This window comes from Kitasatospora sp. NPDC006697 (genome assembly GCF_042869935.1).
Taxonomy (GTDB): domain Bacteria; phylum Actinomycetota; class Actinomycetes; order Streptomycetales; family Streptomycetaceae; genus Kitasatospora.
Genome location: NZ_JBIAGU010000005.1, coordinates 21952 through 47230, shown reverse-complemented (window position 1 = coordinate 47230; position 25279 = coordinate 21952). Strand labels below are relative to the sequence as shown.

The 25279-nt window shown below is 73.6% G+C and carries 25 protein-coding genes; 4 read left to right on the top strand and 21 right to left on the bottom strand.

Annotation, left to right across the window (positions count from 1 at the left end; all coding sequences use genetic code 11):
* Positions 1 to 15 precede the first annotated feature (15 nt).
* Complete coding sequence (locus ACFYNO_RS09060) at positions 16 to 852, top strand: SDR family NAD(P)-dependent oxidoreductase (RefSeq protein ID WP_388007732.1); 837 nt, start codon at positions 16 to 18, stop codon at positions 850 to 852.
* Positions 853 to 859: 7 nt separating this feature from the next.
* Here the strand turns inward: ACFYNO_RS09060 and ACFYNO_RS09055 are convergent, their stop codons facing one another.
* Positions 860 to 1831 (bottom strand): aldo/keto reductase, encoded by a 972-nt coding sequence (locus ACFYNO_RS09055; RefSeq protein WP_388007729.1) that lies wholly within the window; start codon positions 1829 to 1831, stop codon positions 860 to 862.
* Between the two features lie 65 nt (positions 1832 to 1896).
* On the bottom strand, positions 1897 to 2388 hold the full coding sequence (locus tag ACFYNO_RS09050) for an ABC transporter permease (RefSeq protein ID WP_388008360.1): 492 nt from the start codon (positions 2386 to 2388) through the stop codon (positions 1897 to 1899).
* On the opposite strand from ACFYNO_RS09050, the gene ACFYNO_RS09045 reads away from it, so the two are divergent.
* Together ACFYNO_RS09045 and ACFYNO_RS09040 are read left to right on the top strand one after the other, a co-directional pair.
* A complete protein-coding gene (locus ACFYNO_RS09045) occupies positions 2281 to 2562 on the top strand; it encodes a hypothetical protein (RefSeq protein WP_388008369.1) in 282 nt (93 codons plus the stop codon). The genes ACFYNO_RS09050 and ACFYNO_RS09045 overlap by 108 nt on opposite strands.
* Before the next feature lie 38 nt (positions 2563 to 2600).
* The gene (locus tag ACFYNO_RS09040) at positions 2601 to 3002 is read left to right on the top strand and encodes a RidA family protein (protein WP_388007726.1); all 402 of its coding nucleotides are present in this window, start codon (positions 2601 to 2603) and stop codon (positions 3000 to 3002) included.
* A 7-nt stretch (positions 3003 to 3009) separates the two neighbouring features.
* On the opposite strand, the gene ACFYNO_RS09035 is transcribed toward ACFYNO_RS09040, so the two are convergent.
* From ACFYNO_RS09035 to def, 4 genes are read right to left on the bottom strand one after another with little or no spacing between them, the layout of a single operon-like run.
* Entirely contained in the window at positions 3010 to 3774 is a 765-nt protein-coding gene (locus ACFYNO_RS09035) for a nucleotidyltransferase domain-containing protein (protein ID WP_388007723.1), read from the bottom strand.
* Between the two features lie 37 nt (positions 3775 to 3811).
* On the bottom strand, positions 3812 to 5245 hold the full coding sequence (locus ACFYNO_RS09030) for an RsmB/NOP family class I SAM-dependent RNA methyltransferase (RefSeq protein ID WP_388007720.1): 1434 nt from the start codon (positions 5243 to 5245) through the stop codon (positions 3812 to 3814).
* A gap of 51 nt (positions 5246 to 5296) precedes the next feature.
* Complete coding sequence (fmt, locus tag ACFYNO_RS09025) at positions 5297 to 6232, bottom strand: methionyl-tRNA formyltransferase (protein WP_388007717.1); 936 nt, start codon at positions 6230 to 6232, stop codon at positions 5297 to 5299.
* A 27-nt stretch (positions 6233 to 6259) separates the two neighbouring features.
* Positions 6260 to 6805 (bottom strand): peptide deformylase, encoded by a 546-nt coding sequence (gene def, locus ACFYNO_RS09020; RefSeq protein ID WP_388007714.1) that lies wholly within the window; start codon positions 6803 to 6805, stop codon positions 6260 to 6262.
* A gap of 192 nt (positions 6806 to 6997) precedes the next feature.
* Here def and ACFYNO_RS09015 point away from each other — a divergent pair, with 192 nt between their 5' ends.
* Positions 6998 to 7531: a hypothetical protein gene (locus ACFYNO_RS09015; RefSeq protein ID WP_388007711.1), complete on the top strand. Its 534-nt coding sequence runs from the start codon at positions 6998 to 7000 to the stop codon at positions 7529 to 7531.
* A gap of 129 nt (positions 7532 to 7660) precedes the next feature.
* Here ACFYNO_RS09015 and ACFYNO_RS09010 read toward each other — a convergent pair whose 3' ends face one another.
* The 15 genes from ACFYNO_RS09010 to ACFYNO_RS08940 all read right to left on the bottom strand — a co-directional run bounded on the left by ACFYNO_RS09010 (position 7661) and on the right by ACFYNO_RS08940 (position 25272).
* Positions 7661 to 9730: a primosomal protein N' gene (locus ACFYNO_RS09010; protein WP_388007708.1), complete on the bottom strand. Its 2070-nt coding sequence runs from the start codon at positions 9728 to 9730 to the stop codon at positions 7661 to 7663.
* Between the two features lie 86 nt (positions 9731 to 9816).
* On the bottom strand, positions 9817 to 11010 hold the full coding sequence (gene metK, locus ACFYNO_RS09005) for a methionine adenosyltransferase (protein ID WP_388007705.1): 1194 nt from the start codon (positions 11008 to 11010) through the stop codon (positions 9817 to 9819).
* 222 nt (positions 11011 to 11232) lie between these two features.
* Complete coding sequence (gene coaBC / locus ACFYNO_RS09000; RefSeq protein WP_388007702.1) at positions 11233 to 12438, bottom strand: bifunctional phosphopantothenoylcysteine decarboxylase/phosphopantothenate--cysteine ligase CoaBC; 1206 nt, start codon at positions 12436 to 12438, stop codon at positions 11233 to 11235.
* Between the two features lie 65 nt (positions 12439 to 12503).
* Positions 12504 to 12770 (bottom strand): DNA-directed RNA polymerase subunit omega, encoded by a 267-nt coding sequence (rpoZ, locus tag ACFYNO_RS08995; RefSeq protein ID WP_035840778.1) that lies wholly within the window; start codon positions 12768 to 12770, stop codon positions 12504 to 12506.
* A gap of 37 nt (positions 12771 to 12807) precedes the next feature.
* On the bottom strand, positions 12808 to 13365 hold the full coding sequence (gene gmk, locus ACFYNO_RS08990; protein WP_388007699.1) for a guanylate kinase: 558 nt from the start codon (positions 13363 to 13365) through the stop codon (positions 12808 to 12810).
* 60 nt (positions 13366 to 13425) lie between these two features.
* Positions 13426 to 13752 carry an integration host factor, actinobacterial type gene (gene mihF / locus ACFYNO_RS08985; RefSeq protein WP_388007696.1) on the bottom strand — a complete coding sequence of 109 codons (327 nt, stop codon included), beginning with the start codon at positions 13750 to 13752 and terminating at the stop codon, positions 13426 to 13428.
* A gap of 267 nt (positions 13753 to 14019) precedes the next feature.
* Positions 14020 to 14853 (bottom strand): orotidine-5'-phosphate decarboxylase, encoded by an 834-nt coding sequence (gene pyrF, locus ACFYNO_RS08980; RefSeq protein WP_388007693.1) that lies wholly within the window; start codon positions 14851 to 14853, stop codon positions 14020 to 14022.
* Positions 14854 to 14863: 10 nt separating this feature from the next.
* Entirely contained in the window at positions 14864 to 15829 is a 966-nt protein-coding gene (locus ACFYNO_RS08975; protein WP_388007690.1) for a dihydroorotate dehydrogenase, read from the bottom strand.
* Positions 15826 to 16671 carry a dihydroorotate dehydrogenase electron transfer subunit gene (locus ACFYNO_RS08970; RefSeq protein ID WP_388007687.1) on the bottom strand — a complete coding sequence of 282 codons (846 nt, stop codon included), beginning with the start codon at positions 16669 to 16671 and terminating at the stop codon, positions 15826 to 15828. Before ACFYNO_RS08970 ends, ACFYNO_RS08975 begins: the two co-directional genes overlap by 4 nt.
* A 124-nt stretch (positions 16672 to 16795) precedes the next feature.
* A complete protein-coding gene (locus ACFYNO_RS08965) occupies positions 16796 to 17890 on the bottom strand; it encodes a quinone-dependent dihydroorotate dehydrogenase (RefSeq protein WP_388007684.1) in 1095 nt (364 codons plus the stop codon).
* Positions 17891 to 17951: 61 nt separating this feature from the next.
* Positions 17952 to 21260, bottom strand: a complete 3309-nt coding sequence (carB, locus tag ACFYNO_RS08960; RefSeq protein WP_388007681.1) for a carbamoyl-phosphate synthase large subunit — start codon at positions 21258 to 21260, stop codon at positions 17952 to 17954.
* Positions 21253 to 22410: a glutamine-hydrolyzing carbamoyl-phosphate synthase small subunit gene (carA, locus tag ACFYNO_RS08955; protein ID WP_388007678.1), complete on the bottom strand. Its 1158-nt coding sequence runs from the start codon at positions 22408 to 22410 to the stop codon at positions 21253 to 21255. The genes carB and carA overlap by 8 nt, the downstream gene beginning before the upstream one ends.
* Positions 22407 to 22961: a hypothetical protein gene (locus tag ACFYNO_RS08950; RefSeq protein ID WP_388008357.1), complete on the bottom strand. Its 555-nt coding sequence runs from the start codon at positions 22959 to 22961 to the stop codon at positions 22407 to 22409. The genes carA and ACFYNO_RS08950 overlap by 4 nt, the downstream gene beginning before the upstream one ends.
* Positions 22962 to 22993: 32 nt before the next feature.
* Positions 22994 to 24298, bottom strand: coding sequence for a dihydroorotase (locus ACFYNO_RS08945; protein WP_388007675.1), 1305 nt, complete (start codon positions 24296 to 24298; stop codon positions 22994 to 22996).
* Positions 24295 to 25272, bottom strand: a complete 978-nt coding sequence (locus ACFYNO_RS08940; protein ID WP_388007672.1) for an aspartate carbamoyltransferase catalytic subunit — start codon at positions 25270 to 25272, stop codon at positions 24295 to 24297. The genes ACFYNO_RS08945 and ACFYNO_RS08940 overlap by 4 nt, the downstream gene beginning before the upstream one ends.
* Positions 25273 to 25279 lie beyond the last annotated feature (7 nt).

Genomic DNA, 25279 nt, shown 5'->3' with positions numbered 1-25279 from the left:
CCTGGAGCTGAGACCGTGTCACAGTCGTCCCCTCGCACCATCCTGATCACCGGCGCCACCGATGGGCTCGGCCGCGCCCTGGCCGTCCGGCTGGCCGCACCGGGCACCCTGCTCCTGCTGCACGGCCGTTCCGCCGAGCGCGCCGAGGAGACCGCCCGCCAGGTCCGCGCCCTGGGCGGCGCGGCCGAAGTGCACCTCGCCGACCTCGGCGGGCTGCGCCAGGCGGACCGGCTGGCCGAGACCGTCCTCGGCGCCCACGGTCACCTGGACGTGCTGGTCAACAACGCCGGAGTCGGCGCCGGCGCCCCCGGCGCACCCCGCGAACTCAGCGCCGACGGCTATGAGTTGCGCCTCGCCGTCAACTACCTCGCGGGCTTCCTGCTGAACGGCCGGCTGCTCGGGCTGCTCGACGCCGCCCCGCTCGGCGGACGGATCGTCAACGTCGCCTCGGCCGGCCAGGCCCCGGTCGACTTCGCCGACCCGCACCTCAGCCGGGGCTTCGACGGCTTCGAGGCGTACCGCCGTTCCAAGCTCGCGCAGATCCTGCACACCTTCGACCTCGCCGAGCGGCTGGCCGCCGGGCGGTCCCGGGTGACCGTCAACGCCCTGCACCCGGCCAGCATGATGGCCACCACCATGGTCCGCGAGGCCGGCATCGAGCCCTGGAGCACGGTCGAGCAGGGCGTCGAGGCGGTGCACCGCCTGGTGGCCGGGCCGGCCGGCGAGCGCGGCGGGCGCTACTACGACGGCACCCGGGAGGCGCGGGCCGCCGACCAGGCGTACGACCCGCGCGCCCGCGCCCGGCTGCGCCTGCTCTCCGAGGAGCTCGTCGGCAAGGCGCTCGCCGGCTGACCGGCTGCTACCAGGCGTAGTCCTCCGGCGCCGGCCGGTGGCCGGGGAAGATCTCGTCCAGCCGGTCCAAGGCCTTCTGGTCCAGGGTCAGTTCGACGGCGGCCAGCGCACTCTCCAGCTGCTGCAGGGTGCGCGGGCCGACGATCGGCGCGGTCACGGCGGAGCGGCTGAGCAGCCAGGCCAGCGCCACCTCGCCGGGCTCGTGGCCGAGTTCGGCGGCGAACTCCTCGTAGGCGGCGATCTGCTCGTGGTGCTTCTCGAGGTCGGCGGAGACCCGCTCGCCGGCCCGGCGCCCGGTCTCCCGCTCCTTGCGCAGCACCCCGCCGAGCAGGCCGCCGCAGAGCGGGGACCAGGGCAGCACGCCGATCCCGTAGTGCTCGGCGGCCGGCAGCACCTCCAGCTCGACGGTGCGGCGCAGCAGGTTGTAGTAGGACTGCTCGCTGACCAGGCCGAGGAAGTGCCGTGCCCGCGCGGTCTCCTGGGCCTGGGCGAGGTGCCAGCCGCCGAAGTTGCTGGAGCCCACGTAGAGCACCTTGCCCTGGGCGACCAGCTGCTCCATCGCCTGCCAGACCTCGTCCCAGGGGGTGTCCCGGTCGATGTGGTGCATCTGGTACAGGTCGATGTGGTCGGTCTGCAGGCGGCGCAGGCTCGCCTCCACCTCGCGCCGGATGGCGAGCGCGGAGAGCCCGCGCTGGTTCGGCCAGTCGCCCATCGCGCCGTAGAGCTTGGTGGCGAGCACGGTCTTCTCCCGGCGGCCGCCGCCCTGGGCGAACCAGTTGCCGATGATCTTCTCGGTGATGCCCTCGCCCTGGACCCATCCGTAGACGTTGGCGGTGTCGAAGAAGTTGACGCCCTGCTCCAGGGCGGTGTCCATGATCAGGTGGGCGTCGGCCTCGCTGGTCTGCGGACCGAAGTTCATGGTGCCCAGGCAGAGGCGCGAGACGCTGAGGCCGGTGCGGCCGAGGTGGGTGTACTCCATGATCCCCACTCTCTGCCACACCGGCCGCACTGTCCAGGGTGAATCGCCCGTTCTCGACTCCCCTCCTACCGCCCGTGCCGGCCGTAACTGCGCACCGCCAGCGGGGCGTAGAGCAGCAGCAGCGCCGCCGACCAGCCCAGGATGCCGACGACCGGGTGCTGCAGAAACCAACTTCCGCCACCGGCACCGGCATTGCCGAAGAACTCCCGGCAGGCGGCGACCAGCAGGCTGACCGGGTTCCACTCGGCCAGGGCGCGCAGCCAGCCGGGCATGCCGCCGGTCGGCACGAAGGTGTTGGTGATCATCGCCACCGGGAACGTGAGAGCGGCGAGTTGACCGGCCATCTGCTCGTCGGGCATCAGCAGGCCCAGGCAGGTGCCCAGCCAGGTCATGGTGAACCGGAAGAGCAGCAGCAGGCCGAAGCCCGCCAGCGCGAGGCCGAGGCCGCGGTGCGCCCGCCAGCCGGCCGCCAGGCCGACGGTCGGCCTGGCCGGGCAGAACGCTGCCGTGGACGAGGGTTCGCCGACTGGGAGCGGGCCACCGCGGCGGCGAGCCAACCCGGGCGCTGGCACCGCGATCTGATCGCCTACCTCACCCAGGTCGCGGGGGAGGGCCGCCACCCGCACCTGACGGCGGCCCTGGCCGAAGGCGGCGGCGCGCCCGCCCCGGACCCGGACGCGACCTTCGCGCGCTTCCTGGACCGCCTGCTCACCGTGCTGTTCCAGACCTGACGGCGCCCGCCGCCGGCCGAGGCCCTATCGTCCCACCCATGACAGAGCAGCGACAGCGCCGCAGCATCCTCAGCGGCTCCCCCTTCGAGGAGAAGGCCGGCTACGCCCGCGCCCTGGTGGACGGCGACCTGGTGTACGTCTCCGGCACCACCGGCCTGGACTACGCCACCGGGACCATGTCCGAGGACATCGCCGAGCAGGCCGAACAGGCCCTGCGCAACATCGCGGACGCCCTCGCCGAGGCCGGCGGCACCCTGGCCGACGTGGTCCGGGTGCGCTACCTGCTGCCCGACGCCACGGAGTTCGAGCGCTGCTTCCCGGCCCTGTGGCGCGCCTTCGGCGAGATCCGCCCGGCGGCCACCGCGATGATCTGCGGCCTGCCCGACCCGCGCGTCAAGATCGAGATCGAGGTCGACGCCCGCCTCCGGCACCAGGCCTGACCAGCCGTCAGTCCGGGTACGCCGCCAGCGCCTCCCGCGCCCCGCGCCGCACCACCCGCCGCGCCTCCTGCGCCCGGTGCGCCAGCCAGCGCCAGCCGGTCTCCACCGGCAGGCCCTGGCGCCGCCGCCCCAGGTCCCGCAGCAGCGCCGCCGAGACCCCGAACTCCGGTAGCACGTCCAGTGCCTGACTCTTCGTCAGCAGACTGCCGTCGCGCAGCGTGGCGGTCGCCCGGGCCAGCGTGAAGAGCCCGAGGTCCACCCAGACGTCCCGCCGCCAGCGCAGCCACCCGCCGGTGGCGGGCAGCCAGAACTCGGCCAGGTCCCGCCGGATGAAGGCCCGCAGTGCGGCCTGGTCCACCGGCGGCGTCAACTCCCCCGGCGGCGGCCCGAGCAGGCAGCGGCCGCCGAGCTCCAGCTCCCGCCAGGTCACCAGCGTCACCGGCCGCTCCATCAGCTCCCGGTGCGCCCAGGTGAGTTGGCACTCCCCCGCGATGGCCCCGGCCAGCTCCCCCGCCACCAGGTACGAGCAGTGCAGCCTCTCCGCGACCGCCGACCCGCGCTCCAGCCGCTGGTGCAGCGCCGTCAGCGCCGCCAGCTCACCGGCATCCGGAGCGCGCTCCAGCACCGCCAGCACATCCAGGTCGCTGCGCCCCGGCTGGTAGTCGCCGAGCGCCAGCGAGCCGTGCACCCAGAGCGCCACCAGCGGGACGGCACCCGCCAGTTCGGCGCCGAACCGCTCCAGCACCTGCTCGGTCGCCGTGTCCCCGCGCATCCATGGCCTCCCCCGGCTCAGGCGAGCACCCTACCCCTCAGCCCACCCGCCGCAGCAGCGCCAGGTACATCGCGTCCGTCCCGTGCAGGTGCGGCCAGAGCTGGACGTCCGGGCCCTCGCCGAGCCCCGGCATGCCGGGCAGCAGCGGGCGCGCGTCGACGAACTCCACGTCGCCCCGGCCGCGCAGCACGTCGTCCACCACCGCGCGGGTCTCCGCCAGGTGCGGCGAGCAGGTCGCGTAGCCGACCACCCCGCCCACCCGCACGGCGTCCAGCGCCGAGCGCAGCAGCCCGCGCTGCAGCGGGCCGAAGCCGGCCACGTCCTCCGGCCGGCGCCGCCAGCGCGCCTCGGGCCGGCGCCGCAGCGCGCCGAGCCCGGAGCAGGGCACGTCGACCAGCACCCGGTCGAAGCTGCCGGGCTGCCAGGCGGGCCGGGTCCCGTCGGCGGTGATCACGGTGTACGGACCGGGGTTGCCCGCCAGCGCCCGGGCCACCAGCCGGGCCCGGTGCGGCTGCCGCTCGGAGGCGACCAGCGCCGCGCCCCGCTCGGCGGCCAGCGCGCCGAGCAGCGCGGCCTTGCCGCCGGGGCCGGCGCAGGCGTCCAGCCAGCGCGCGTCGCGGCCCTCCACCGGCGCGGCGGCCAGCGCGAGCGCGACCAGCTGGCTGCCCTCGTCCTGCACGCCGGCCCGGTTCTCCTGAACGGCCGTCAGCTCGGCCGGGTCGCCGCCCTCGGCCAGCCGCACCGCGTACGGCGACCAGCGGCCGTCCTCGCTGCCGGTCAGCTGCTCGGCCAGCTCCGCCACCGCGATCCGCCCGGGCCGGGCGACCAGGGTGACGGCCGGGCGCTCGTTGTCGGCCCGCAGCAGCTCCTCGATCGCGGCCCGCCCGGCCGAGCCGGGCTGCCAGCGCCCGAGCGCGTCCCAGAGCGCGGCGACCACCCAGCGCGGGTGCGAGTGGACCACGGCCAGGTGGTCCTCGGCGTCCTCCTCGAACGGCGGGGCGACCTGGGCGATCCAGCTCTCCAGGTCCTGCGCGCTGATCCGCCGCAGCACGGCGTTGACGAACTTCGCCCGCCCGTCGCCGAGCACCACCCGGGCCAGCTCCACGGTGGCGGAGACCGCCGCGTGGGTGGGGATCCGGGTGGCCAGCAGCTGGTGCGCGCCGAGCGCCAGCACGTCCAGCACCGGCGGATCGACCTCGCGCAGCGGCCGGTCCACGCAGGCGGCGATGATCGCGTCGTAGCTGCCCTGGCCGCGCAGCGTGCCGTAGACCAGCTCGGTGGCGAGCGCCGCGTCCCGGCGGTCCATGCCCTGCTTCTCCGCCTCGCGCAGCAGCGGCGGGAGCACCAGGTTGGCGTAGGCGTCGCGCTCGTCCACCGCCCGCAGCGCGCGGAAGGCGGTGATCCGGGCCGGGTCCTTCTTGGGGCGGCGGTGCGGACGGGGCGGGCGCTTGGCGCCGGGGGCGGTGCTCATCTCAACAGGCCTTCGGGACGGAAAAGTGCGGGCAAACAGGTCAACAGTACGTCAGGCGCCGAGCGTCTCGCCGCTCTCGATCCGCGCCCCGCGGGCCCAGTCGGCCGCGCGCATCGGCTTCTTGCCCTGCGGCTGCACCTCGCCCAGCTCCAGGTCGTGGCTGCCGGTGCCGACCCGCACGCTGTTCTTGCCGACGGCCAGCTCGCCCGGCTTCAGCGTGCTCTCCCCGGGCAGCAGCTTCACCGGGCCGGAGAGCTTCAGCCGCTCCTGCCGGAACAGCGTCCAGGCGCCGGGCGCGGGCGCGCAGCCGCGCACCACCCGGTCGATCCGCAGCGCGGGGTGGCTCCAGTCGATCCGGGCGTCCTCGACGGTGATCTTGGGGGCCAGGGTGATGCCGTCGACCGGCTGCTCCACGGGGACCAGGCTGCCGTCCTCGATGCCGTCCATGGTGGCGGTGAGCAGGCCGGCGCCGGCCCGGGCCAGCCGGTCCAGCAGCACGCCGCTGGTGTCGCCGGGGCGGATCTCCTCGGTGATCACGCCGAAGACCGGGCCGGAGTCCAGGCCGTACTCGATCCGGAAGGTCGAGGCGCCGGTCACCTCGTCGCCGGCCAGCACCGCGTGCTGCACCGGCGCCGCGCCGCGCCAGGCGGGCAGCAGCGAGAAGTGCAGGTTGACCCAGCCGTGCACCGGGATGCTCAGCGCCGGGTCGCGCAGCAGCGCGCCGTAGGCGACCACGGGGCAGCAGTCGGGGGCGAGTTCGGTCAGCCGGGCGACGAACTCCGGGTCGCTGGGCTTCACCGGCTTCAGCACCTCGATGCCGGCCGCCGCGGCCCGCTCGGCGACCGGGCTGGCGACCAGCCGGCGGCCGCGCCCGGCGGGGGCGTCTGGGCGGGTGACCACCGCGACCACCTCGTGCCGGTCGGAGGCGAGCAGCGCCTCCAGGGCGGGGACGGCGACCTCGGGGGTACCGGCGAAGACGAGACGCAAGGTGACAGCCTTTCGGAGATGGACGGGTCAGCTGATCGGGCCGAAGGTGCGGTGCGGCGAGAGCCGCACCTCGGGGGCGGGCCCGGAGCCCCAGTCGGCCTCCCGGATCGCCCGCATCGCCTCCTTGCGGCGCTCCCGGTCGAGCCGGTCGATGAAGATGATCCCGTCCAGGTGGTCGGTCTCGTGCTGGATGCAGCGGGCCAGCAGCTGGGTGCCCTCGACGGTGACCGGGTCGCCGTACTCGTTGAACCCGCGCGCCACCACGCCGAACGCGCGCCGGGTGTCGAACCGTAGGCCGGGCAGCGAGAGGCAGCCCTCGGGGCCGTCCTGCTCCTCCTCGGTCAGGCTGAGGTCCGGGTTGATCAGGTGCCCCGTCACCCCGTCCACGTGGTAGGTGAACACCCGCAGCGAGATGCCGAGTTGCGGGGCCGCCAGGCCGGCGCCGGGGGCGTCGAGCATGGTCTCGGTGAGGTCCTTGACGAGGGTCCGCAGCTCCTTGTCGAAGGTGGTCACCGGCTGCGCCTTGGCCCGCAGGACCGGGTCGCCGAAGATCCGGATCGGCTTGATGGCCACGTGGTTCGGCTCCTTCTGGTCACGGTGGACGGGCACCCCAGTCTATGCGTCCGCCGACGGCCCCGGCCGAAGTGGGGCGGCCCGGGGCGTGACCTGGACCGCGCTCGGGACGTTGGTCAAAAAGGATTGACCGTGATGCACACCGGGCCGGCGCGAGGCCCACTCACTGGCACGGAAGGTGGCCTGACCACAATGGCCGAGCAGATCAACCACGACACCCGGGCGCGCGCGAGCCTGCACCTGCTGGTGCGCGACATCGAGCGGGTCCGCCGCCAGGTGGACGCGCTGCGCACCCTCACCGCCCAGCTGGGCAACGTCTACCGGCCGCGCCGGCCCAGCAGCTCCGGCGGCTTCGTGGTCTACGGGCGGGCGCCCGCGCCGACCGTCCGGCTGGCCCAGGAGCTGCGGGAGAGCGTGGAGACGCTGGTCGCGGCGGCGGTGGAGTTCGACCGGGCCCTGGGGTTCTCCTGGGACTCGGTCGGCTCGGCGCTGGGCGTGACCAAGCAGGCGGTGCACCGGCGGTACGGCATGCGGCGCTCGACCGAGCTGATCGGCGCGGCGGGCGGCGGCACGCTGCCCGCCCAGCCGACCGCGCCGGCGCTGCCCGGGCCCACCGCGCCCCGGGACGACGAGCCGGTCCAGCCCCCGGCGGCGGCCGGCGGGCTGGCCCGGACCGTGCCGGCGGCCCGGCAGGGCGGCCTGGACCGGCAGGGCGTGCACAACTGACCTGGCGTCAGCTCCGTTGACCGCGCAGGAAGTCGGCCAACCCGACTTCCTGCGCACGCCCACGCCCCGAACACGCCGTCACTCCGAACACGCCGTCACTCCGAACACCCCGTCACCCCGAACACCCCGTCACCCGATGTCGGTCGGATCGATCCGCACCTTCACCGGCTCCGACCCCTTCAGCGCCAGCCGGGCGATCTGCGCCGCCTTGAGCGCCGCCGCCAGCGCACCCCCCTGCCCCGGCCGGACCCGCAGCAGTGCCCGCTCCCGCTCCTCCCCCCGCAGCGGCGGCAGCCCCACCGGCCCCAGCACGTCCGCCCCGTCCGGCAGCCGGGCCACCCCGAGCAGGTCGGCCACCGCACTCGGCGTGCCGGTCACCGCCGCCATCCGGGAGACCGGCGGGAACCCCAGCTGCGCCCGCTCCGCCAGCTCCAGCTCGGCCAGCCCCGCCGGATCCCAGCGCACCAGCGCCTGCACCGGCCGCGCCGTCGGCTCCGCCACGACCACCACCAGCCCGCCCTCGCCGGCCGGCCGGACCAGCGCGGCGGCCGTCAGCCAGAGCCGCAGCGCCTCCTCCGCCGCCCGCAGGTCGGGCCGGTTGAGCAGCGCCCAGCCGTCCAGCAGCAGCGCCGCCGCGTAGCCGGCCCCCTCGGCCACCGGCTCGGCACCGGGCGTGGAGATCACCAGCGCCGGCTCGTCCGGCACGGTGGCCAGCACCGACTCCCGCCCGGAGGTCCGCACCGGGATGCCGGGGAAGGCCTTGCCCAGCTCCTCCGCCGTCCGCCGGGCGCCGACCACCTGCGCCCGCACCCGGAACGAGCCGCACTCCACGCAGTGCCAGTCCGGCTCCTCCACCCCGCACCAGGCGCAGCGCAGCACCTGCCCGGCCCCGGGCGACTCCAGCGGCCCGGCGCAGTGCGCGCAGCGGGCCGGCTCCCGGCAGCGCTCGCAGGCCAGTCGCGGCACGTAGCCGCGCCGCGGCACCTGCACCAGCACCGGCCCGGAGCGCAGCGCCTCGCGCGCCGCCTGCCAGGCCACGCTGGGCAGCCGGGCCGCCTGGGCGGCCGCGTCCCGGGCCTGGTCGGTGTCCTCCACGGTGCGCACCCGGGGCGCGGCGGCCCGCACCCCGGCCCGGTCGGCGGCCAGCGGGCGGGCCCAGCCGGTGCGCAGCAGCTGCGCGGCCTCCACGGTGGTGGACAGCCCGCCGAGCAGCACCCCGGCGCCCTCCTCGGCGGCCCGCAGCAGCGCCACCTCGCGCACGTGCGGGTGCGGGGCGCGCGGGTCGCTGTGGCTGCTGTCGCCGTCCGACCAGACCACCAGCAGGCCGAGGTCGTGCACCGGTGCGAAGACGGTGGCCCGGGTGCCGATCACGGCGTGCACCGAGCCGCGGCTGACGGCCAGCCAGTTCCGGTAGCGCTCGCGCGGCCCGAGGTCGGCGGTGAGCACGGCGTGCCGCTCGGCGCCGCCGAGCAGCTCGGTGAGCGCCCGGTCCACCCGGTCCACCGACCGCCCGTCCGGCAGCACCACCAGCGCGCCGCGCCCGCCGGCCAGCGTGGCGGCGACGGCGAGCGCGATCTCGCGCGGCCAGTGCGGTCCGGGCAGCGCCGTCCAGACCGCCCGGGGCGCGTGGCCGGCGGTCAGCGCGGCCAGGAACTCGGGGCCCTGCTGGTAGCGCTGCCAGCTGTCGGGCGCGGGGGCGGGCGGCGGGGGCAGCGGGGCGGGCGAGGGCTCGGCCTCGGCCTTGGCGTGCCGCGGCGGCACGGCCAGCTGCAGCACGTCGGCCAGGGTGCCCGCGTAGCGGTCGGCGACGGTCCGGCTGAGCGCCAGCAGCGCCGGACCGAGCACCGGCTCCGGGGAGAGCACCTGGGCCAGCGGCGCCAGCACCCCGGGGTAGTCGCTGGCGGCGAGCCGGGCCACGATGAAGCCGTCGTGCAGCTCCCCGCCCTCGCGCCGCCCGGCCGAGGTCATCCGGGCGCCGAACCGCACCCGCACCCGCACCCCGGGCTGGGCGCTCTCCGCCATCGCCACCGGCACGGCGTAGTCGTAGTACTGGTCGAGGTGGAGCAGCCCCTTGTCCACCACCACCCGGGCCACCGGCAGCTCCTCGGCCAGGTGGGCGCCGCGCCAGGTGCGGGGCTTGGCCCGGCGCACCGTCTCGCGGATCAGGGCCAGCTGCTCGGGAGGGTTCTCGCTGCTCATCTCAGGTCAGTCGTACCACGTGATCACGACAGCACGAGGCGGTGGCCACCCCGCGGGGTGGCCACCGCCTCGGTGCGGAAGCGGGCTCAGGCCTGGACGGCGGCCTTCAGCAGCTCGGCGCGGTCGGTGCGCTCCCAGGTGAAGTCCGGCAGCTCGCGGCCGAAGTGGCCGTAGGCGGCGGTCTGCGAGTAGATCGGGCGCAGCAGGTCCAGGTCGCGGATGATCGCGGCCGGGCGCAGGTCGAAGACCTTGGTCACGGCCTCCTGGATCTTCAGCACCGGGACGGTCTCGGTGCCGAAGGTCTCCACGAACAGGCCGACCGGCTCGGCCTTGCCGATCGCGTAGGCGACCTGGACCTCGGCCCGCTTGGCCAGGCCCGCGGCGACGATGTTCTTGGCGACCCAGCGCATGGCGTAGGCGGCCGAGCGGTCGACCTTGGACGGGTCCTTGCCGGAGAAGGCGCCGCCGCCGTGGCGGGCCATGCCGCCGTAGGTGTCGATGATGATCTTGCGGCCGGTCAGGCCGGCGTCGCCCATCGGGCCGCCGATCTCGAAGCGGCCGGTCGGGTTCACCAGCAGCCGGAAGTCGGAGGTGTCGATGTCCAGGCCCTGCAGCACCGGCTCCACGACGAACTCGCGGATGTCCGGGGTGAGCAGCGAGTCCAGGTCGATGTCGCTGGCGTGCTGGGTGGAGACCACCACGGTGTCCAGCCGGACGGCCTTGTCGCCGTCGTACTCGATGGTGACCTGGGTCTTGCCATCGGGGCGCAGGTACGGGATGGTGCCGTTCTTGCGGACCTCGGTCAGCCTGCGGGCGAGCCGGTGCGCCAGGGTGATCGGCAGCGGCATCAGCTCGGGGGTGTCGTCGCAGGCGTAGCCGAACATCAGGCCCTGGTCGCCCGCGCCCTGCCGGTCCAGCTCGTCCTCGTCGCCCTCGACCCGGTGCTCGTGGGCACTGTCCACGCCCTGGGCGATGTCCGGGGACTGGGCGCCGATCGAGACCGAGACGCCGCAGGAGGCGCCGTCGAAGCCCTTCTTCGAGCTGTCGTACCCGATCTCCAGGATCTTGTCGCGGACCAGCTGGGCGATCGGCGCGTAGGCCCCGGTGGTGACCTCACCCGCGATGTGCACCTGACCGGTGGTGATCAGCGTCTCGACGGCGACCCGCGAGCTGGGGTCGTCCTTCAGCAGGGCGTCGAGGATGGTGTCGCTGATCTGGTCGGCGATCTTGTCGGGGTGGCCCTCGGTGACGGACTCCGAGGTGAACAGGCGGCGAGACACAGCGCTCCCTGGGGTTGCAGCGGCTGCTGACTGAATGCTTCCGGGCGGTCCCGGGGCATCCTGAAAGACTTGATGCCTGGAGTGTAACGGTCAGCTATCGGCGTTCAAGACTCTCCGGCGGATTCGGTCACTCCTGTCTCAAACCGTGAGAGTGCGACCGTCTCCCGGGCCCGGGATCACAGCAGGTCAGCCGTGCTCCGCACCCCCTCGCGGGCCACCTGTTCAGACCAGCCGGGCGGCCACCTGGTCCCAGATCAGGTCGGCCAGTTCCTCCTTCGCGCCCAGCGGCAGCGGCAGCTCGCCGCCGTCGGCGGCCAGCAGCACGGCCTCGTTGGTGTCGGTACCGAAGGCCTTGCCGTCGCCGACCTCGTTCACCACCAGCAGGTCGCAGCCCTTGCGGGCCAGCTTGGCCCGGCCGTTCTCCAGCACCTTGTCCGTCTCGGCCGCGAAGCCGACCACCAGCTGGCCCGGGCGGGCCCGGTGCGCGGAGAGCTCGGCCAGGATGTCGGGGTTGCGGACCAGCGCCACCGGGGCCGGCTCCTGGCCCTCGACCTTCTTGATCTTGCCCTCGGCGTAGACGGCGGGACGGAAATCGGCCACCGCGGCGGCCATCACCACGGCGTCCGCGTCGGCGGCCGCCCGCAGCGCGGCCTCGCGCAGTTCGAGGGCGCTGGAGACCCTGACCACGTCGACCCCGGCCGGGTCCGGCAGCTCGGTGTTGGCGGCCAGCAGGGTGACCCGGGCCCCCCGCGCGGCGGCGGTGACGGCCAGCGCGTAGCCCTGCTTGCCGGAGGAGCGGTTGCCGAGGAACCGCACCGGGTCCAGCGCCTCCCGGGTGCCGCCGGCCGAGACCACCACGTGGCGGCCGGCCAGGTCGGGCGCGGCCGCGCCGCGGTCCAGCACCCGGCGGCAGGCGGCGAAGATCGCGTCCGGGTCGGGCAGCCGGCCCTTGCCGGTGTCCTTGCCGGTCAGCCGGCCCACCGCGGGCTCCAGCACCACGGCACCGCGCCGCCGCAGGGTGGCGACGTTCTCCTGGGTGGCCGGGTGCTCCCACATCTCGGTGTGCATGGCGGGCGCGAAGACCACCGGGCAGCGGGCGGTCAGCAGGGTGTTGGTCAGCAGGTCGTCGGCCATCCCGTGCGCGGCCTTGGCCAGCAGGTCGGCGGTGGCGGGGGCGACCACCACCAGGTCGGCCTGCTGCCCGATCCGCACATGCGGCACCTCGTGCACGCGCTCCCAGGTCTCGGTGGCCGCGGGCCGCCCGGAGAGCGCGGCCCAGGTCGCCTCGCCGACGAAGTGCAGCGCGGCCGCGGTCGGCACCACCGTCACCTGGTGGCCCGACTCGGTGAACCGCCGCAGCAGTTCGCAGGCCTTGTAGGCGGCGATCCCACCGCTCACGCCGAGCACCACACGCGGAGTCTCACTCATGCGCACACCTTAGGACATGCGAAGAGGCCCACCGGACAGTGTCCGGTGGGCCTCTCGAAGCGCCGTCAGGCCGCGTCGACCGCCTCGGCGGTCAGCATGCCGGCGTTGATCTCGCGCAGCGCGATCGACAGCGGCTTCTCGTGCACGTGGGTGTCGACGAGCGGGCCGACGTACTCCAGCAGACCCTCGCCGAGCTGCGAGTAGTACGCGTTGATCTGGCGGGCACGCTTGGCCGCGTAGATCACCAGGCTGTACTTCGAGTCCGTGGCCTCGAGGAGCTCGTCGATCGGCGGGTTGATGATGCCCTCGGGCGCGGTCATGGAAGAGGACACGCGAAAACCTTCCGAAAGGGTGGAAAAACTTAAAAGGTCAGGCTACACCGAGCAAGGCTAGCAGCTCGGCCGCTACCTGCTCGACGGAGGTGTTGACCAGCGTCGTGTCGAACTCCGGCTCCGCGGCCAGCTCGACCCTGGCGGCGGCCAGCCGCTCGTCGATGACCTCCTGCGGCTCGGTGCCGCGGCCGGTGAGCCGGCGGACCAGCTCCTCCCAGCTCGGCGGAGCCAGGAAGACCAGCTGCGCGTCCGGCATCGACTCGCGCACCTGCCGGGCGCCCTGCAGGTCGATCTCCAGCAGCACCGGCTCGCCCCGGTCCAGCCGCTCCTGCACGGCCGAGCGCGGGGTGCCGTACCGGTTGCCGGCGAAGACGGCCGACTCCAGCAGCTCGCCGTTGGCGACCAGCTTGTCGAACTCGTCGGGATCGACGAAGTAGTAGTGCACCCCGTTCCGCTCGCCGGGGCGCGGACGCCGGGTGGTCACCGAGACCGAGAGCCAGACCTCGGGGTGCTGCTGCCGCATATGGGCGACGACCGTGCTCTTGCCGACCCCCGAGGGGCCGGAGAGCACGGTCAGCCGCGGACGTTCACTCATGCACCGATTATCCCGGATCCCGGACGGTCCGGAGACCACCCGGCGCCCGGGGCGCCCTGCTCAGGACGCGGTGCCACCGAACTCGCGCTCCAGCGAGGCGATCTGGTTCGTACCGAGGCCGCGAACCCGGCGGCTCTCGCTGATGCCGAGGCGCTCCATGATCTGCTTGGCGCGGACCTTGCCGACGCCCGGAAGGCTCTCCAGCAGTGCGGAGACCTTCATCTTGCCGATGACCTCGTTCTCGGCCTTGCCGGCCTTGATCACCTCGTGCAGGGAGGCGCCCGAGTGCTTGAGCCGGTTCTTCACCTCGGCGCGCTCCCGGCGAGCCTCGGCGGCCTTGGCCAGCGCGGCGGTGCGCTGTTCAGGGGTAAGGGGCGGAAGAGCCACGCCGTTCACCTCAGGGTCTGGAAGGAATTGAAGTGCTAGGACATTGGTCGAACCAGGGGCCTGCCACTGCCCGTTGAGGCGTGGCCGCAGTGGAACCTAGCCGCTCTGACCTGCGAGAGCAACGAAGATCCGGTTGCCTGGGGCTCCCTACCGCCGGACACTACCCGGATTGTGGGCCCGCGTCAGGAAAAGAAGCCGAAAAGTCCTGGTCAGCACAGGTAGGCCAGGACTTTTCGGTAGAAAACGGCCCGGTTTGGGCCCTCCTGATCAGTCGAGTGTGACAGCCCTCACATCGTCGACGAACCGCTGCGCGGCCTCCCGCAGCCCCGTCACGGACGGTCCGTGCTTGAGCACGTCCCGGCTGACGCTCGGCACCACGGCCGGCACGGCCGCCCCGAACACCCGCGGCAGGTCGGCCATGGTGGCCCCCTGGGCGCCGATCCCGGGCGCCAGCAGCGGCCCGTTGATCGCCAGGTCCGCGCCCGCGTCGGCGAGCGTCGCGCCGACCACCGCGCCGAAGGAACCCAGCGGCTCGGCCCCGGCGTTCTCCGCCGCCAGCCGGTTCAGCACCTGCTGCGCCACGGTCACGCCGTCGGCGGTGCTGGCCCGCTGCACCTCGAAGCCCTCCGGGTTCGAGGTCAGCGCCAGCGCGAAGATGCCGCAGCCGTGCTCCCGCGCCAGGTCCAGCGCCGGCTGCAGCGAGCCGAAGCCCAGGTAGGGGCTGACCGTCAGGGCGTCCGAGAAGAGCGGGCTGCCGGGGCTGAGGAAGGCCTCGGCGTAGGCGGCCATGGTGGAGCCGATGTCGCCGCGCTTGGCGTCCATCACCACCAGCGCCCCGGCCGCCCGGGCCTCGGCCACGGTGGCCTCCAGCACCGCGACGCCCTTGCTGCCGAACCGCTCGAAGAAGGCGGCCTGCGGCTTCAGCACCGCGACCCGGTCGGCCAGCGCCTCGACCACGGTGCGGCTGAAGGCCTCCAGCCCGGCCAGGTCGTCGCCCAGGCCCCAGGCGGAGAGCAGCGCGGCGTGCGGGTCGATGCCGACGCACAGCTGGCCGCGCTCGGCCATCGCCTGGTGCAGCCGGGCGCCGAAGGGGGTCGTCATGCCTGAGTCCTTAGCTCTCTGCGCGGTGGGCCACTCCCACCGCGTCGGTGTACTTGGCGAAGCCGCGGGCCGCGAGCAGCGCCCGCAGCTCCTCGAGGATCCGCAGGGGTGCGGCCGGGTCCCGGAAGAGCGCGCTGCCGACGGCCACGCCGCTCGCACCGGCCAGGGTGAACTCCAGTGCGTCCCGGCCGGTGCGCACCCCGCCCATACCGAGGATCGGCACCCGGGGTATCCGCCCGGCCAGCATCGCGGCGTGCACCTGGTAGACGCAGCGCACCGCGACCGGCCGCACCGCGGGCCCGGAGAGCCCGCCGGTGCCGGCCGCCAGGGCGGGCCGCAGGGTCTCGGTGTCGATCACGAGTCCCGCCATGGTGTTGATCATTGACAGTCCGTCGGCTCCGGCGCGGACGCAGGCGTCGGCCACCTCGGTGATCGAGGCGGTGTCCGGGGAGAGCTTGGCGTAGACCGGCAGCCCGGGGTCGGTGACGGAGCGCACGGCCCGCACCACGTCGTAGCTGACGGCCGGGTTGCCGGCGAACAGCAGCCCGCGGTCGGCGGTGTTGGGGCAGGAGATGTTGAGCTCCAGCCCGGCCACCCCGGGCCGGCCGTTCAGCCGCTCGGCGGTGGCGGCGAACTCCTCCAGCCGCTCCCCCGCGATCGAGACCAGCACCCGGGCGCCGCGCTCGGCCAGCCAGGGCAGCTCCTCGCGGACCAGCGCCTCGATGCCGCAGCCCTGCAGCCCGATCGCGTTGAGCAGCCCGGAGGGGGTCTCGGTCAGCCTGGGGATGGCCAGGCCGGCCCGCGGGGCGGCCATCACGCTCTTGGTGGTGAGGGTGCCCAGCTGGTCCAGCGGCACGAACCGGGCCAGCTCCCGCCCGTACCCGGCGCAGCCGGCGGCGGCGCCGATCGGGTTGGGCACGGTGAGCCCGCCGAGCGGGGCGGTGAGGTCGACGTCCTCGGGGCGCAGCGCGGTCACCGGCGGGCCCCCGCACTTTCGAGGTCGGCGGGGACGGTGCCGATCTGCTCCCAGCGCACCTTGGCGCCGTCGAAGACCGGGCCGTCGGTGCAGGCCCGAGCGGACCGGGGCTTGCCGTCGGCGCCGACCACCGGCAGCACGCAGCCCATGCAGAGACCGGTGCCGCAGGGCATCGGCAGCCGCACGGCGGTGTGGCAGCGCACCGCCCGGTCGGCGGCGGCCCGGGCCGCCGCGGCCAGGGTGTGCGGGCGGCCGGCGGCGTAGAGCACGGTGGCGCCGATCGCCTCGATCGCCTGGGCGAGCGGTGCCGACACCTCGCCGGCCAGCCCGGCGCTGCCGTCCTCGGTGAGCACCAGCACGTCGCCGGTGAGCTCCCGGGCCCGCCGCACGCCGTGCAGCCGCCCGGCGGTGGCGGCGCCGAGCACGAAGCCGAGCTGGCCGCCGCGGCGCCGCAGCTCGGTGCCGAGCTCCAGCAGCGGCCCGGCGGCGCTCTCCTCGCCGACCAGCAACGCGCTGACCGGCCCCTCGGGCAGCGGGAACGGGGTGCCGAGCGGGGCGAGCAGGTCGAGCTCGGCCCCGGCGGGGGTGTCGGCCAGGCCCGCGCCCTCGGCCTCGGCCGGGTCGAGCACCAGCTCGACCGTCCCGGCCGCCGGGTCGGCCCGGTGCAGGGCGAAGGCCCGGCGAGCCAGCAGCGGCGAGTCGGGCCCGCCCACCGCCAGGGCGGCGAAGTGCCCGGGCCGGACCCGGCCCGGCACGCCGGGTGCCCTCAGCACCAGGCGCCGGTACGCCCCTTCGGGCTGGTTGGCGAGCACCTCGGCCCGCATGTGCAGGGGGTTGGCCATGCCTGGGCACCTTTCGCCGTCGTGCGCGCTGACCGGTCGCCGTCGAACTCTCCCAAACCCGTCCGGCGACCGTCACATCACCCCCCAAATCTGACATCTCGTCAGATAATCCCCATGATCAGGCTCAGGCGCCCGCGCCGACCGCCTCGGTGATCGAGCGGTAGCCGTGCTTGCGCAGCCTGGCCGACAGGCCCTTGTGCACCCGGCGCATCCAGAACGGGCCCTGGTAGATGAAGGCGCTGTAGCCCTGCACCAGGTCGGCCCCGGCCAGGATCCGCTGCCAGGCGTCCTCCGCGGTCTCGATCCCGCCGACCGAGACCAGCACCAGCCGCCCCTCGGTCCGCTTGCGCAGCCGCCGCAGCACCTCCAGCGAGCGGTCCTTCAGCGGCGCGCCGGAGAGCCCGCCCATCCCGATCGCCGCCACCTCGGCGGCGGTGGCCGCCAGGCCCTCCCGCCCGATCGTGGTGTTGGTGGCGATGATCCCGTCCAGGCCCAGCTCCAGCGCCAGGTCGGCGACCGCGTCCACGTCCTCGTCGGCCAGGTCGGGGGCGATCTTCACCAGCAACGGCACGTGGTGCGGGGTGGCCGCGTCGGCCGCCTCGCGCACCGCGCTGAGCAGCGGCCGCAGCACCGAGACGGCCTGCAGGTTGCGCAGCCCGGGGGTGTTCGGCGAGGAGACGTTGACCACCAGGTAGTCGGCGTGGCCGGCCAGCCGCTCGGTGCTCTTGACGTAGTCGGCGACCGCGTCGGCCTCCTCGACCAGCTTGGTCTTGCCGATGTTCACCCCGACCACCGGCGACATCGAGCCGCGCTGGCGCTGCGCCAGCCGGGCGGCGATCCGGGCCGAGCCCTGGTTGTTGAAGCCCATCCGGTTGATCAGCGCCCGGTCCTCGACCAGCCGGAAGAGCCGCGGCTGCGGGTTGCCGGGCTGCGGCTCGCCGGTCACGGTGCCGATCTCGACGTAGTCGAAGCCGAGCATCGCCAGGCCGTCGATCCCGATCGCGTTCTTGTCGAAGCCGGCCCCCAGGCCGAACGGCCCCGGCAGGTCCAGGCCGAGCGCGTTGCTGCGCAGCGCGTTGTCCCTGGGCGCCAGCACCAGGGCGGCCAGCTGCTTCAGGCCGGGCACCGAGGCCGCCAGCCGGATCCAGAAGAACGCCAGGTGGTGCGCCTTCTCGGGGTCCATCTTCCGGAAGACCAGGTTGAACAGGATCTTGTACACGGAGCTCCTCGCATGGGAAGGGGAGGCATCCGGCGACGGATGCCTCCCCTTCAGGATCGGTCTACGGGCGGGCGGAGTTGATCAGCGCCGCGTGCTCCTGCAGCGACATCACCCCGACGTCGCCGCGGGTCAGCGCGTCGATGCCCTGCACGGCCGCACCCATCGCCTGCACGGTGGTCAGGCAGGGCACGCCGCGGGAGACCGCCGCCGTGCGGATCTCGTAGCCGTCCATCCGGCCGCCGGTGCCGTACGGCGTGTTGATGATCAGGTCGACCTCGCCGTCGTGGATCAGCTGCACGATGGTCCGCTCGCCGTTCTCGCCCGGGCCGTCGCTGTGCTTGCGCACCTGGGTCGACGGGATGCCGGCCCGCTGCAGCACCTCGGCGGTGCCCGCGGTGGCCAGCACCTCGAAGCCCAGCTCGACCAGCGCCCGGGCCGGGAAGACCAGGTTGCGCTTGTCCCGGTTGGCGACCGAGACGAAGACCCGGCCCTTGGTCGGCAGCGAGCCGTAGGCGCCCGCCTGGGCCTTGGCGTAGGAGGTGCCGAAGACCTTGTCGATGCCCATGACCTCGCCGGTCGAGCGCATCTCCGGGCCGAGCACGGTGTCCACCCCGCGGCCGTGCACGTCGCGGAAGCGCGACCACGGCATCACGGCCTCCTTGACCGAGATCGGGCAGTCGGCCGGCAGCGTGCCGCCGTCGCCCTCGGCCGGCAGCAGGCCCTCGGCGCGCAGCTCGGCGATGGTGGCGCCGAGCGAGACCCGGGCCGCCGCCTTGGCCAGCGGCACCGCCGTGGCCTTGGAGGTGAACGGCACGGTCCGGGAGGCGCGCGGGTTGGCCTCCAGCACGTAGAGGATGTCCCCGGCCAGCGCGAACTGGATGTTGATCAGACCGCGCACCCCGACGCCCTTGGCGATCGCCTCGGTGGAGGCGCGCAGCCGCTTGATGTCGAAGCCGCCGAGGGTGATCGGCGGCAGCGCGCAGGCCGAGTCGCCGGAGTGGATGCCGGCCTCCTCGATGTGCTCCATCACGCCGCCGAGGTAGAGCTCCTCGCCGTCGTAGAGCGCGTCCACGTCGATCTCGACCGCGTCGTCCAGGAACCGGTCGATCAGCACCGGGTGCTCGGAGATCAGGCCGGCGTGCCGCTCCAGGTAGGAGGCGAGGCTGGCCTCGTCGTAGACGATCTCCATGCCGCGCCCGCCGAGCACGTAGGAGGGGCGGGCCAGCACCGGGTAGCCGATCTCGTCGGCGATCGCCTTGGCCTCCTCGAAGGAGAAGGCGGTGCCGTGCTTGGGCGCCGGCAGGCCGGCGTCGCGCAGCACCCGGCCGAACGCGCCGCGCTCCTCGGCCAGGTCGATCGCCTCCGGCTGGGTGCCGACGATCGGCACGCCGTTGTCCTTGAGCGCCTGCGCCAGGCCGAGCGGGGTCTGGCCGCCGAGCTGGACGATCACGCCCGCCAGCGGACCGGCCTGCTGCTCGGCGTGCACGATCTCCAGCACGTCCTCCAGGGTGAGCGGCTCGAAGTAGAGCCGGTCGGAGGTGTCGTAGTCGGTGGAGACGGTCTCCGGGTTGCAGTTGACCATCACCGTCTCGTACCCGGCCTCGGCGAGCGCGAAGGAGGCGTGCACGCAGGAGTAGTCGAACTCGATGCCCTGGCCGATCCGGTTCGGGCCGGAGCCCAGGATGATCACGGCGGGCTTGGAGCGCGGCGCGACCTCGCTCTCCTCGTCGTAGGAGGAGTAGAAGTACGGGGTCTTGGCGGCGAACTCGGCGGCGCAGGTGTCCACGGTCTTGAAGACCGGGCGGATGCCCAGCGCGTGCCGCACCTCGCGGACCACGTCCGGCTTGAGGCCGCGGATCTCGCCGATCTGCTGGTCGGAGAAGCCGTGCCGCTTGGCGTGCCGGAGCAGCTCCGGCTCCAGCAGCTCGGCGCCGGCCAGCTCCTCGGCGATCTCGTTGAGCAGGAAGAGCTGGTCCACGAACCACGGGTCGATCTTGGTGGACTCGAAGACCTCCGCCGGGGTGGCGCCCGCCCGGATCGCCGCCATCACGGTGTTGATCCGGCCGTCGGTCGGCACCTGGGCCTTGACCAGCAGCTCGGCCTTGTCCCCCACCTCGCCGGTCCAGGAGAACTGCGAGCCCTTCTTCTCCAGCGAGCGCAGCGCCTTGTTCAGCGCCTCGGGGAAGTTGCGGCCCAGCGCCATCGCCTCGCCGACCGACTTCATGGTGGTGGTCAGCGTGGCGTCCGCGCTCGGGAACTTCTCGAAGGCGAACCGCGGGACCTTGACCACCACGTAGTCGAGGGTCGGCTCGAAGGAGGCCGGGGTCTCCTCGGTGATGTCGTTGGGGATCTCGTCCAGGGTGTAGCCGACGGCCAGCTTGGCGGCGATCTTGGCGATCGGGAAGCCGGTGGCCTTGGAGGCCAGCGCCGAGGAGCGGGAGACCCGGGGGTTCATCTCGATCACGATCACCCGGCCGTCCTCCGGGTTGACGGCGAACTGGATGTTGCAGCCGCCGGTGTCCACGCCGACCTCGCGGATCACCGCGATGCCGATGTCGCGCAGGATCTGGTACTCGCGGTCGGTCAGCGTCATGGCCGGTGCGACGGTGATCGAGTCGCCGGTGTGCACGCCCATCGGGTCGAAGTTCTCGATCGAGCAGACCACCACGACGTTGTCGTTCTTGTCGCGCATCAGCTCGAGCTCGTACTCCTTCCAGCCGAGGATGGACTCCTCCAGGAGCACCTCGGTGGTCGGCGAGAGGGCCAGGCCCTGGCCGGCGATCCGGCGCAGGTCCTCCTCGTCGTGCGCGAAGCCGGAGCCGGCGCCGCCCATGGTGAAGGAGGGGCGGACCACGACCGGGTAGCCGCCGAGCGTCTCCACGCCGGCCAGCACGTCGTCCATCGAGTGGCAGATCACCGAGCGGGCCGACTCGCCGTGGCCGATCTTGGCCTTGACGGCCTCCACGACCTGCTTGAACAGCTCGCGGTCCTCGCCCTTGTTGATCGCCTCGACGTTGGCGCCGATCAGCTCCACGCCGTACTTCTGCAGCGTGCCGGCCTTGTCGAGGGCGATCGCGGCGTTCAGCGCGGTCTGCCCGCCCAGGGTGGGCAGCAGCGCGTCCGGCCGCTCCTTGGCGATGATCTTCTCGACGAACTCCGGGGTGATCGGCTCGACGTAGGTCGCGTCGGCGATCTCCGGGTCGGTCATGATGGTCGCCGGGTTGGAGTTGACCAGGATCACCCGCAGGCCCTCGGACCGCAGCACCCGGCAGGCCTGGGTGCCCGAGTAGTCGAACTCGGCCGCCTGGCCGATCACGATCGGGCCGGACCCGATGACCAGGACGGACTTGATGTCGGTGCGCTTAGGCACGCTGGCCCTCCATGAGCGAGACGAAACGGTCGAACAGGTAGGCCGCGTCATGCGGGCCGGCCGCCGCTTCGGGGTGGTACTGAACGCTGAACGCCGGGGTGTCCAGGCACTGCAGGCCCTCCACCACGTCGTCGTTGAGGCAGACGTGGGAGACCTCGGCGCGGCCGAACGGGGTGTCGCTCACCCGGTCCAGCGGCGCCTCCACGGCGAAGCCGTGGTTGTGCGCGGTCACCTCGACCTTGCCGGTGGTGCGGTCCTGCACCGGCTGGTTGATGCCGCGGTGGCCGTACTTGAGCTTGTAGGTGCCGAAGCCCAGCGCCCGGCCGAGGATCTGGTTGCCGAAGCAGATCCCGAAGAACGGGGTCTTCTTCGCCAGCACCTCGCGCAGCACGGCGACCTGGTGGTCGGCGGTGGCCGGGTCGCCCGGGCCGTTGGAGAAGAACACGCCGTCCGGCTGGACCGCGGCGATGTCCTCGGCGGTGGCGTTGGCCGGCAGCACGTGCACCTCGATGCCGCGCTCGGCCATCCGGTGCGGGGTCATGCCCTTGATGCCCAGGTCCACGGCGGCGACGGTGAACTTCTTCGCACCGATCGCCGGGACCACGTAGGTCTCGGTGGTGGCGACCTCGGCGCACAGGTCGGCGCCCTTCATCTCGGGCGCCCGCAGCACCCGCTCCAGCAGCTCGGCCGGCTCGGCCAGCCGCTCGCCGGAGAAGATGCCGACCCGCATCGCCCCGCGCTCGCGCAGGTGCCGGGTGAGCGCCCGGGTGTCGATGCCGCTGATCCCGACGATGCCCTGGTCCACCAGCGCCTCGTCCAGCGAGCGGTTCGACCGCCAGTTGGAGGCGACCCGGGCGGGGTCGCGGACCACGTAGCCGGCCACCCAGATCTGCTTGGACTCGTCGTCCTCGTCGTTCCAGCCGGTGTTGCCGATCTGCGGGGCCGTCATGACCACCACCTGGCGGTGGTAGGACGGGTCGGTCAGGGTCTCCTGGTAGCCGGACATGCCGGTGTTGAAGACCGCCTCGCCGAAGGTCTCGCCGTGCGCGCCGTAGGCCTGCCCGCGGAAGGTGCGACCGTCCTCCAGGACCAGCAAGGCTGGCACGCGCTCCCGCCAGGAGCGCGGCGTGGTGGGGGCAGGTGCGGTCATCGTGTTACGCCTTCCGTCTTCGTCGTACGTGTTGCGAGGTCCGTCAGGGTGGTGACCCAGACGGCGTGCTGCTCCGGGTGGTCCAGCCGGACCCCCGACTCCAGCTCCCTGAATCCCTGCTCGCCGTCCTGCAGCCGCCAGCCGATCACCAGCAGGCCGGCCGGGACCACCTTGCCGGCGTGGCCGGTGTCGGTGCGGGCCCCGGTGATCCGGTCGGCCGGGATCCAGAGGTCCGCGTCGCCCGGACGGGCGATCAGCAGGCCCTGCCCGGTCAGGGTCAGCTCCGCCAGGCTCCGGGTGCCCAGACCGTGCGCGACCACCCGGTCCAGCCAGTTCCCCGCGGTGGTGGTGCCGTGGTAGCGGCCGCTGCCCTCCAGGATGGCCGTGCCCGGGTCCTGCGGCACGGCGGGCGGCTCGGGCAGGTCGGACTGCAGGGTGCGCCGCCAGTTCCAGCCCTGCCGCATCAGCCAGTAGACCAGCCCGATCAGGATCAGCAGGCCGACGATCCACCCGATGTGGGTGGGCCAGTCGTGCACCACCGCCTTGGTCATCGCCAGCCGGCCCGCCTGGGTGGCCTGGGCGCTCACGCCGGCTCGCCCGGCTCGACCAGCTCGCCGGCCAGCACGGTGGCCCGGCCGCGCAGGAAGGTGGCGTGCACCCGTCCCGGCAGGTCGAGGCCCTTGTAGGGCGTGTTGCGGCTGCGGGTGGCGAAGCTCTCGGGATTCACGGTGCCACGGTACGCGGGATCGAAGAGCACCAGGTTCGCCGGCTCACCGACCGAGACGGGGCGGCCCTGCCCGGTGAGACGCCCGATCCGGGCCGGGCGGTGCGACATCCGGTCGGCCACGCCCTCCCAGTTCAGCAGGCCGGTGTCGACCATCGCCTGCTGCACCACGGAGAGCGCGGTCTCCAGGCCGACCATGCCCATCGCGGCGACCGCCCACTCGCAGTCCTTGTCCTCCGCGGGGTGCGGCGCGTGGTCGGTGGCGACGGCGTCGATGGTGCCGTCGGCCAGCGCCTTGCGCAGCGCCTGCACGTCCTCGGCGGTGCGCAGCGGCGGGTTGACCTTGTAGGCCGGGTCGTAGGAGCGGACCAGCTCGTCGGTGAGCAGCAGGTGGTGCGGGGTCACCTCGGCGGTGACGTTCCAGCCCTTGCCCTTGGCCCAGCGGATCAGCTCGACCGAGCCGGCGGTGGAGACGTGGCAGACGTGCAGCCGGGAGCCGACGTGCGCGGCCAGCAGCACGTCGCGGGCGATGATCGCCTCCTCGGCGACGGCCGGCCAGCCGCCCAGGCCGAGCTCGCCGGAGACCCGGCCCTCGTTCATCTGGGCGCCCTCGGTCAGCCGGGGCTCCTGGGCGTGCTGGGCGACCACGCCGTCGAAGGCCTTCACGTACTCCAGCGCGCGGCGCATGATCACCGCGTCGTCCACGCACTTGCCGTCGTCGGAGAAGACCCGCACGCCGGCCGCGGACTCGTGCATCGCGCCCAGCTCGGCGAGCTTCTTGCCCTCCAGGCCGACCGTGACGGCGCCGACCGGCTGCACGTCGCAGTAGCCGGACTCCTTGCCGAGCCGCCAGACCTGCTCGACCACGCCGGCGGTGTCGGCCACCGGGAAGGTGTTGGCCATCGCGTGCACCGCGGTGTAGCCGCCCATGGCGGCGGCCTGGGTGCCGGTGAGCACCGTCTCGGCGTCCTCCCGGCCGGGCTCGCGCAGGTGGGTGTGCAGGTCCACCAGGCCGGGCAGGGCGACCAGGCCGCTCGCGTCGATCTCCACGTCGGCGGTGGCGTCCAGGCCGGCGCCGATCCGCTGGAAGAGTCCGCCGGCGATCAGGATGTCCTGCGCCTCGCCGCCGAGCAGCCGGGCGTTGCGGATCAGGTACGAAGTCACTTGGCGGCCTCACTCTGGTTGGTGCTGGTGGCGTCGGCCAGGGTCGCCCCGCCGAGCAGGAGGTACAGGACGGCCATCCGGATGGAGACGCCGTTGGCGACCTGCTCGACCGCGGTGCAGCGCGGGGAGTCGGCCACCTCGGCGGTGATCTCCATGCCGCGGACCATCGGGCCGGGGTGCATCACGATGGCGTGCTCCGGCAGCTTGGCCAGCCGGCCGCCGTGCATGCCGTAGCGGCGCGAGTACTCGCGCTCGGTGGGGAAGAAGGCGGCGTTCATCCGCTCGCGCTGGACCCGCAGCAGCATCAGCGCGTCGGTCTTGGCGAGCGCGGCGTCCAGGTCGTAGGAGACCTCGCAGGGCCAGGAGTCGATGCCCACCGGCACCAGGGTCGGCGGGGCGACGAAGGTCACCTGGGCGCCCAGGGTGTTCAGCAGCAGCACGTTGGAGCGGGCCACCCGGCTGTGCAGCACGTCGCCGACGATGGTGATCCGGCGGCCGGCCAGGTCCTTGCCCGTGCCCGGGTTGAGGTGGCGGCGCATGGTGAAGGCGTCCAGCAGGGCCTGGGTGGGGTGCTCGTGGGTGCCGTCGCCGGCGTTGATCACGCTGCCGTGCAGCCAGTCGGACCCGGCCAGCCGGGCCGGCGCGCCGGAGGCGTGGTGGCGGATCACCACGGCGTCGGCGCCCATCGCCTGGAGGGTGAGCGCGGTGTCCTTCAGGCTCTCGCCCTTGGAGACCGAGGAGCCCTTGGCGGCGAAGTTGATCACGTCGGCCGAGAGGCGCTTCTCGGCGACCTCGAAGGAGGTCTTGGTGCGGGTGGAGTCCTCGAAGAAGAGGTTGACGACGGTGCGGCCGCGCAGCGTGGGGAGTTTCTTGACGGCCCGTCCGGAGAGCTGGGCCAGCTCCTCGGCGGTGTCCAGGATCAGCAGCGCGTCGTCGCGGCTGAGATCGGCGGCGGAGACGAGGTGGCGCTTCACGTGGGGC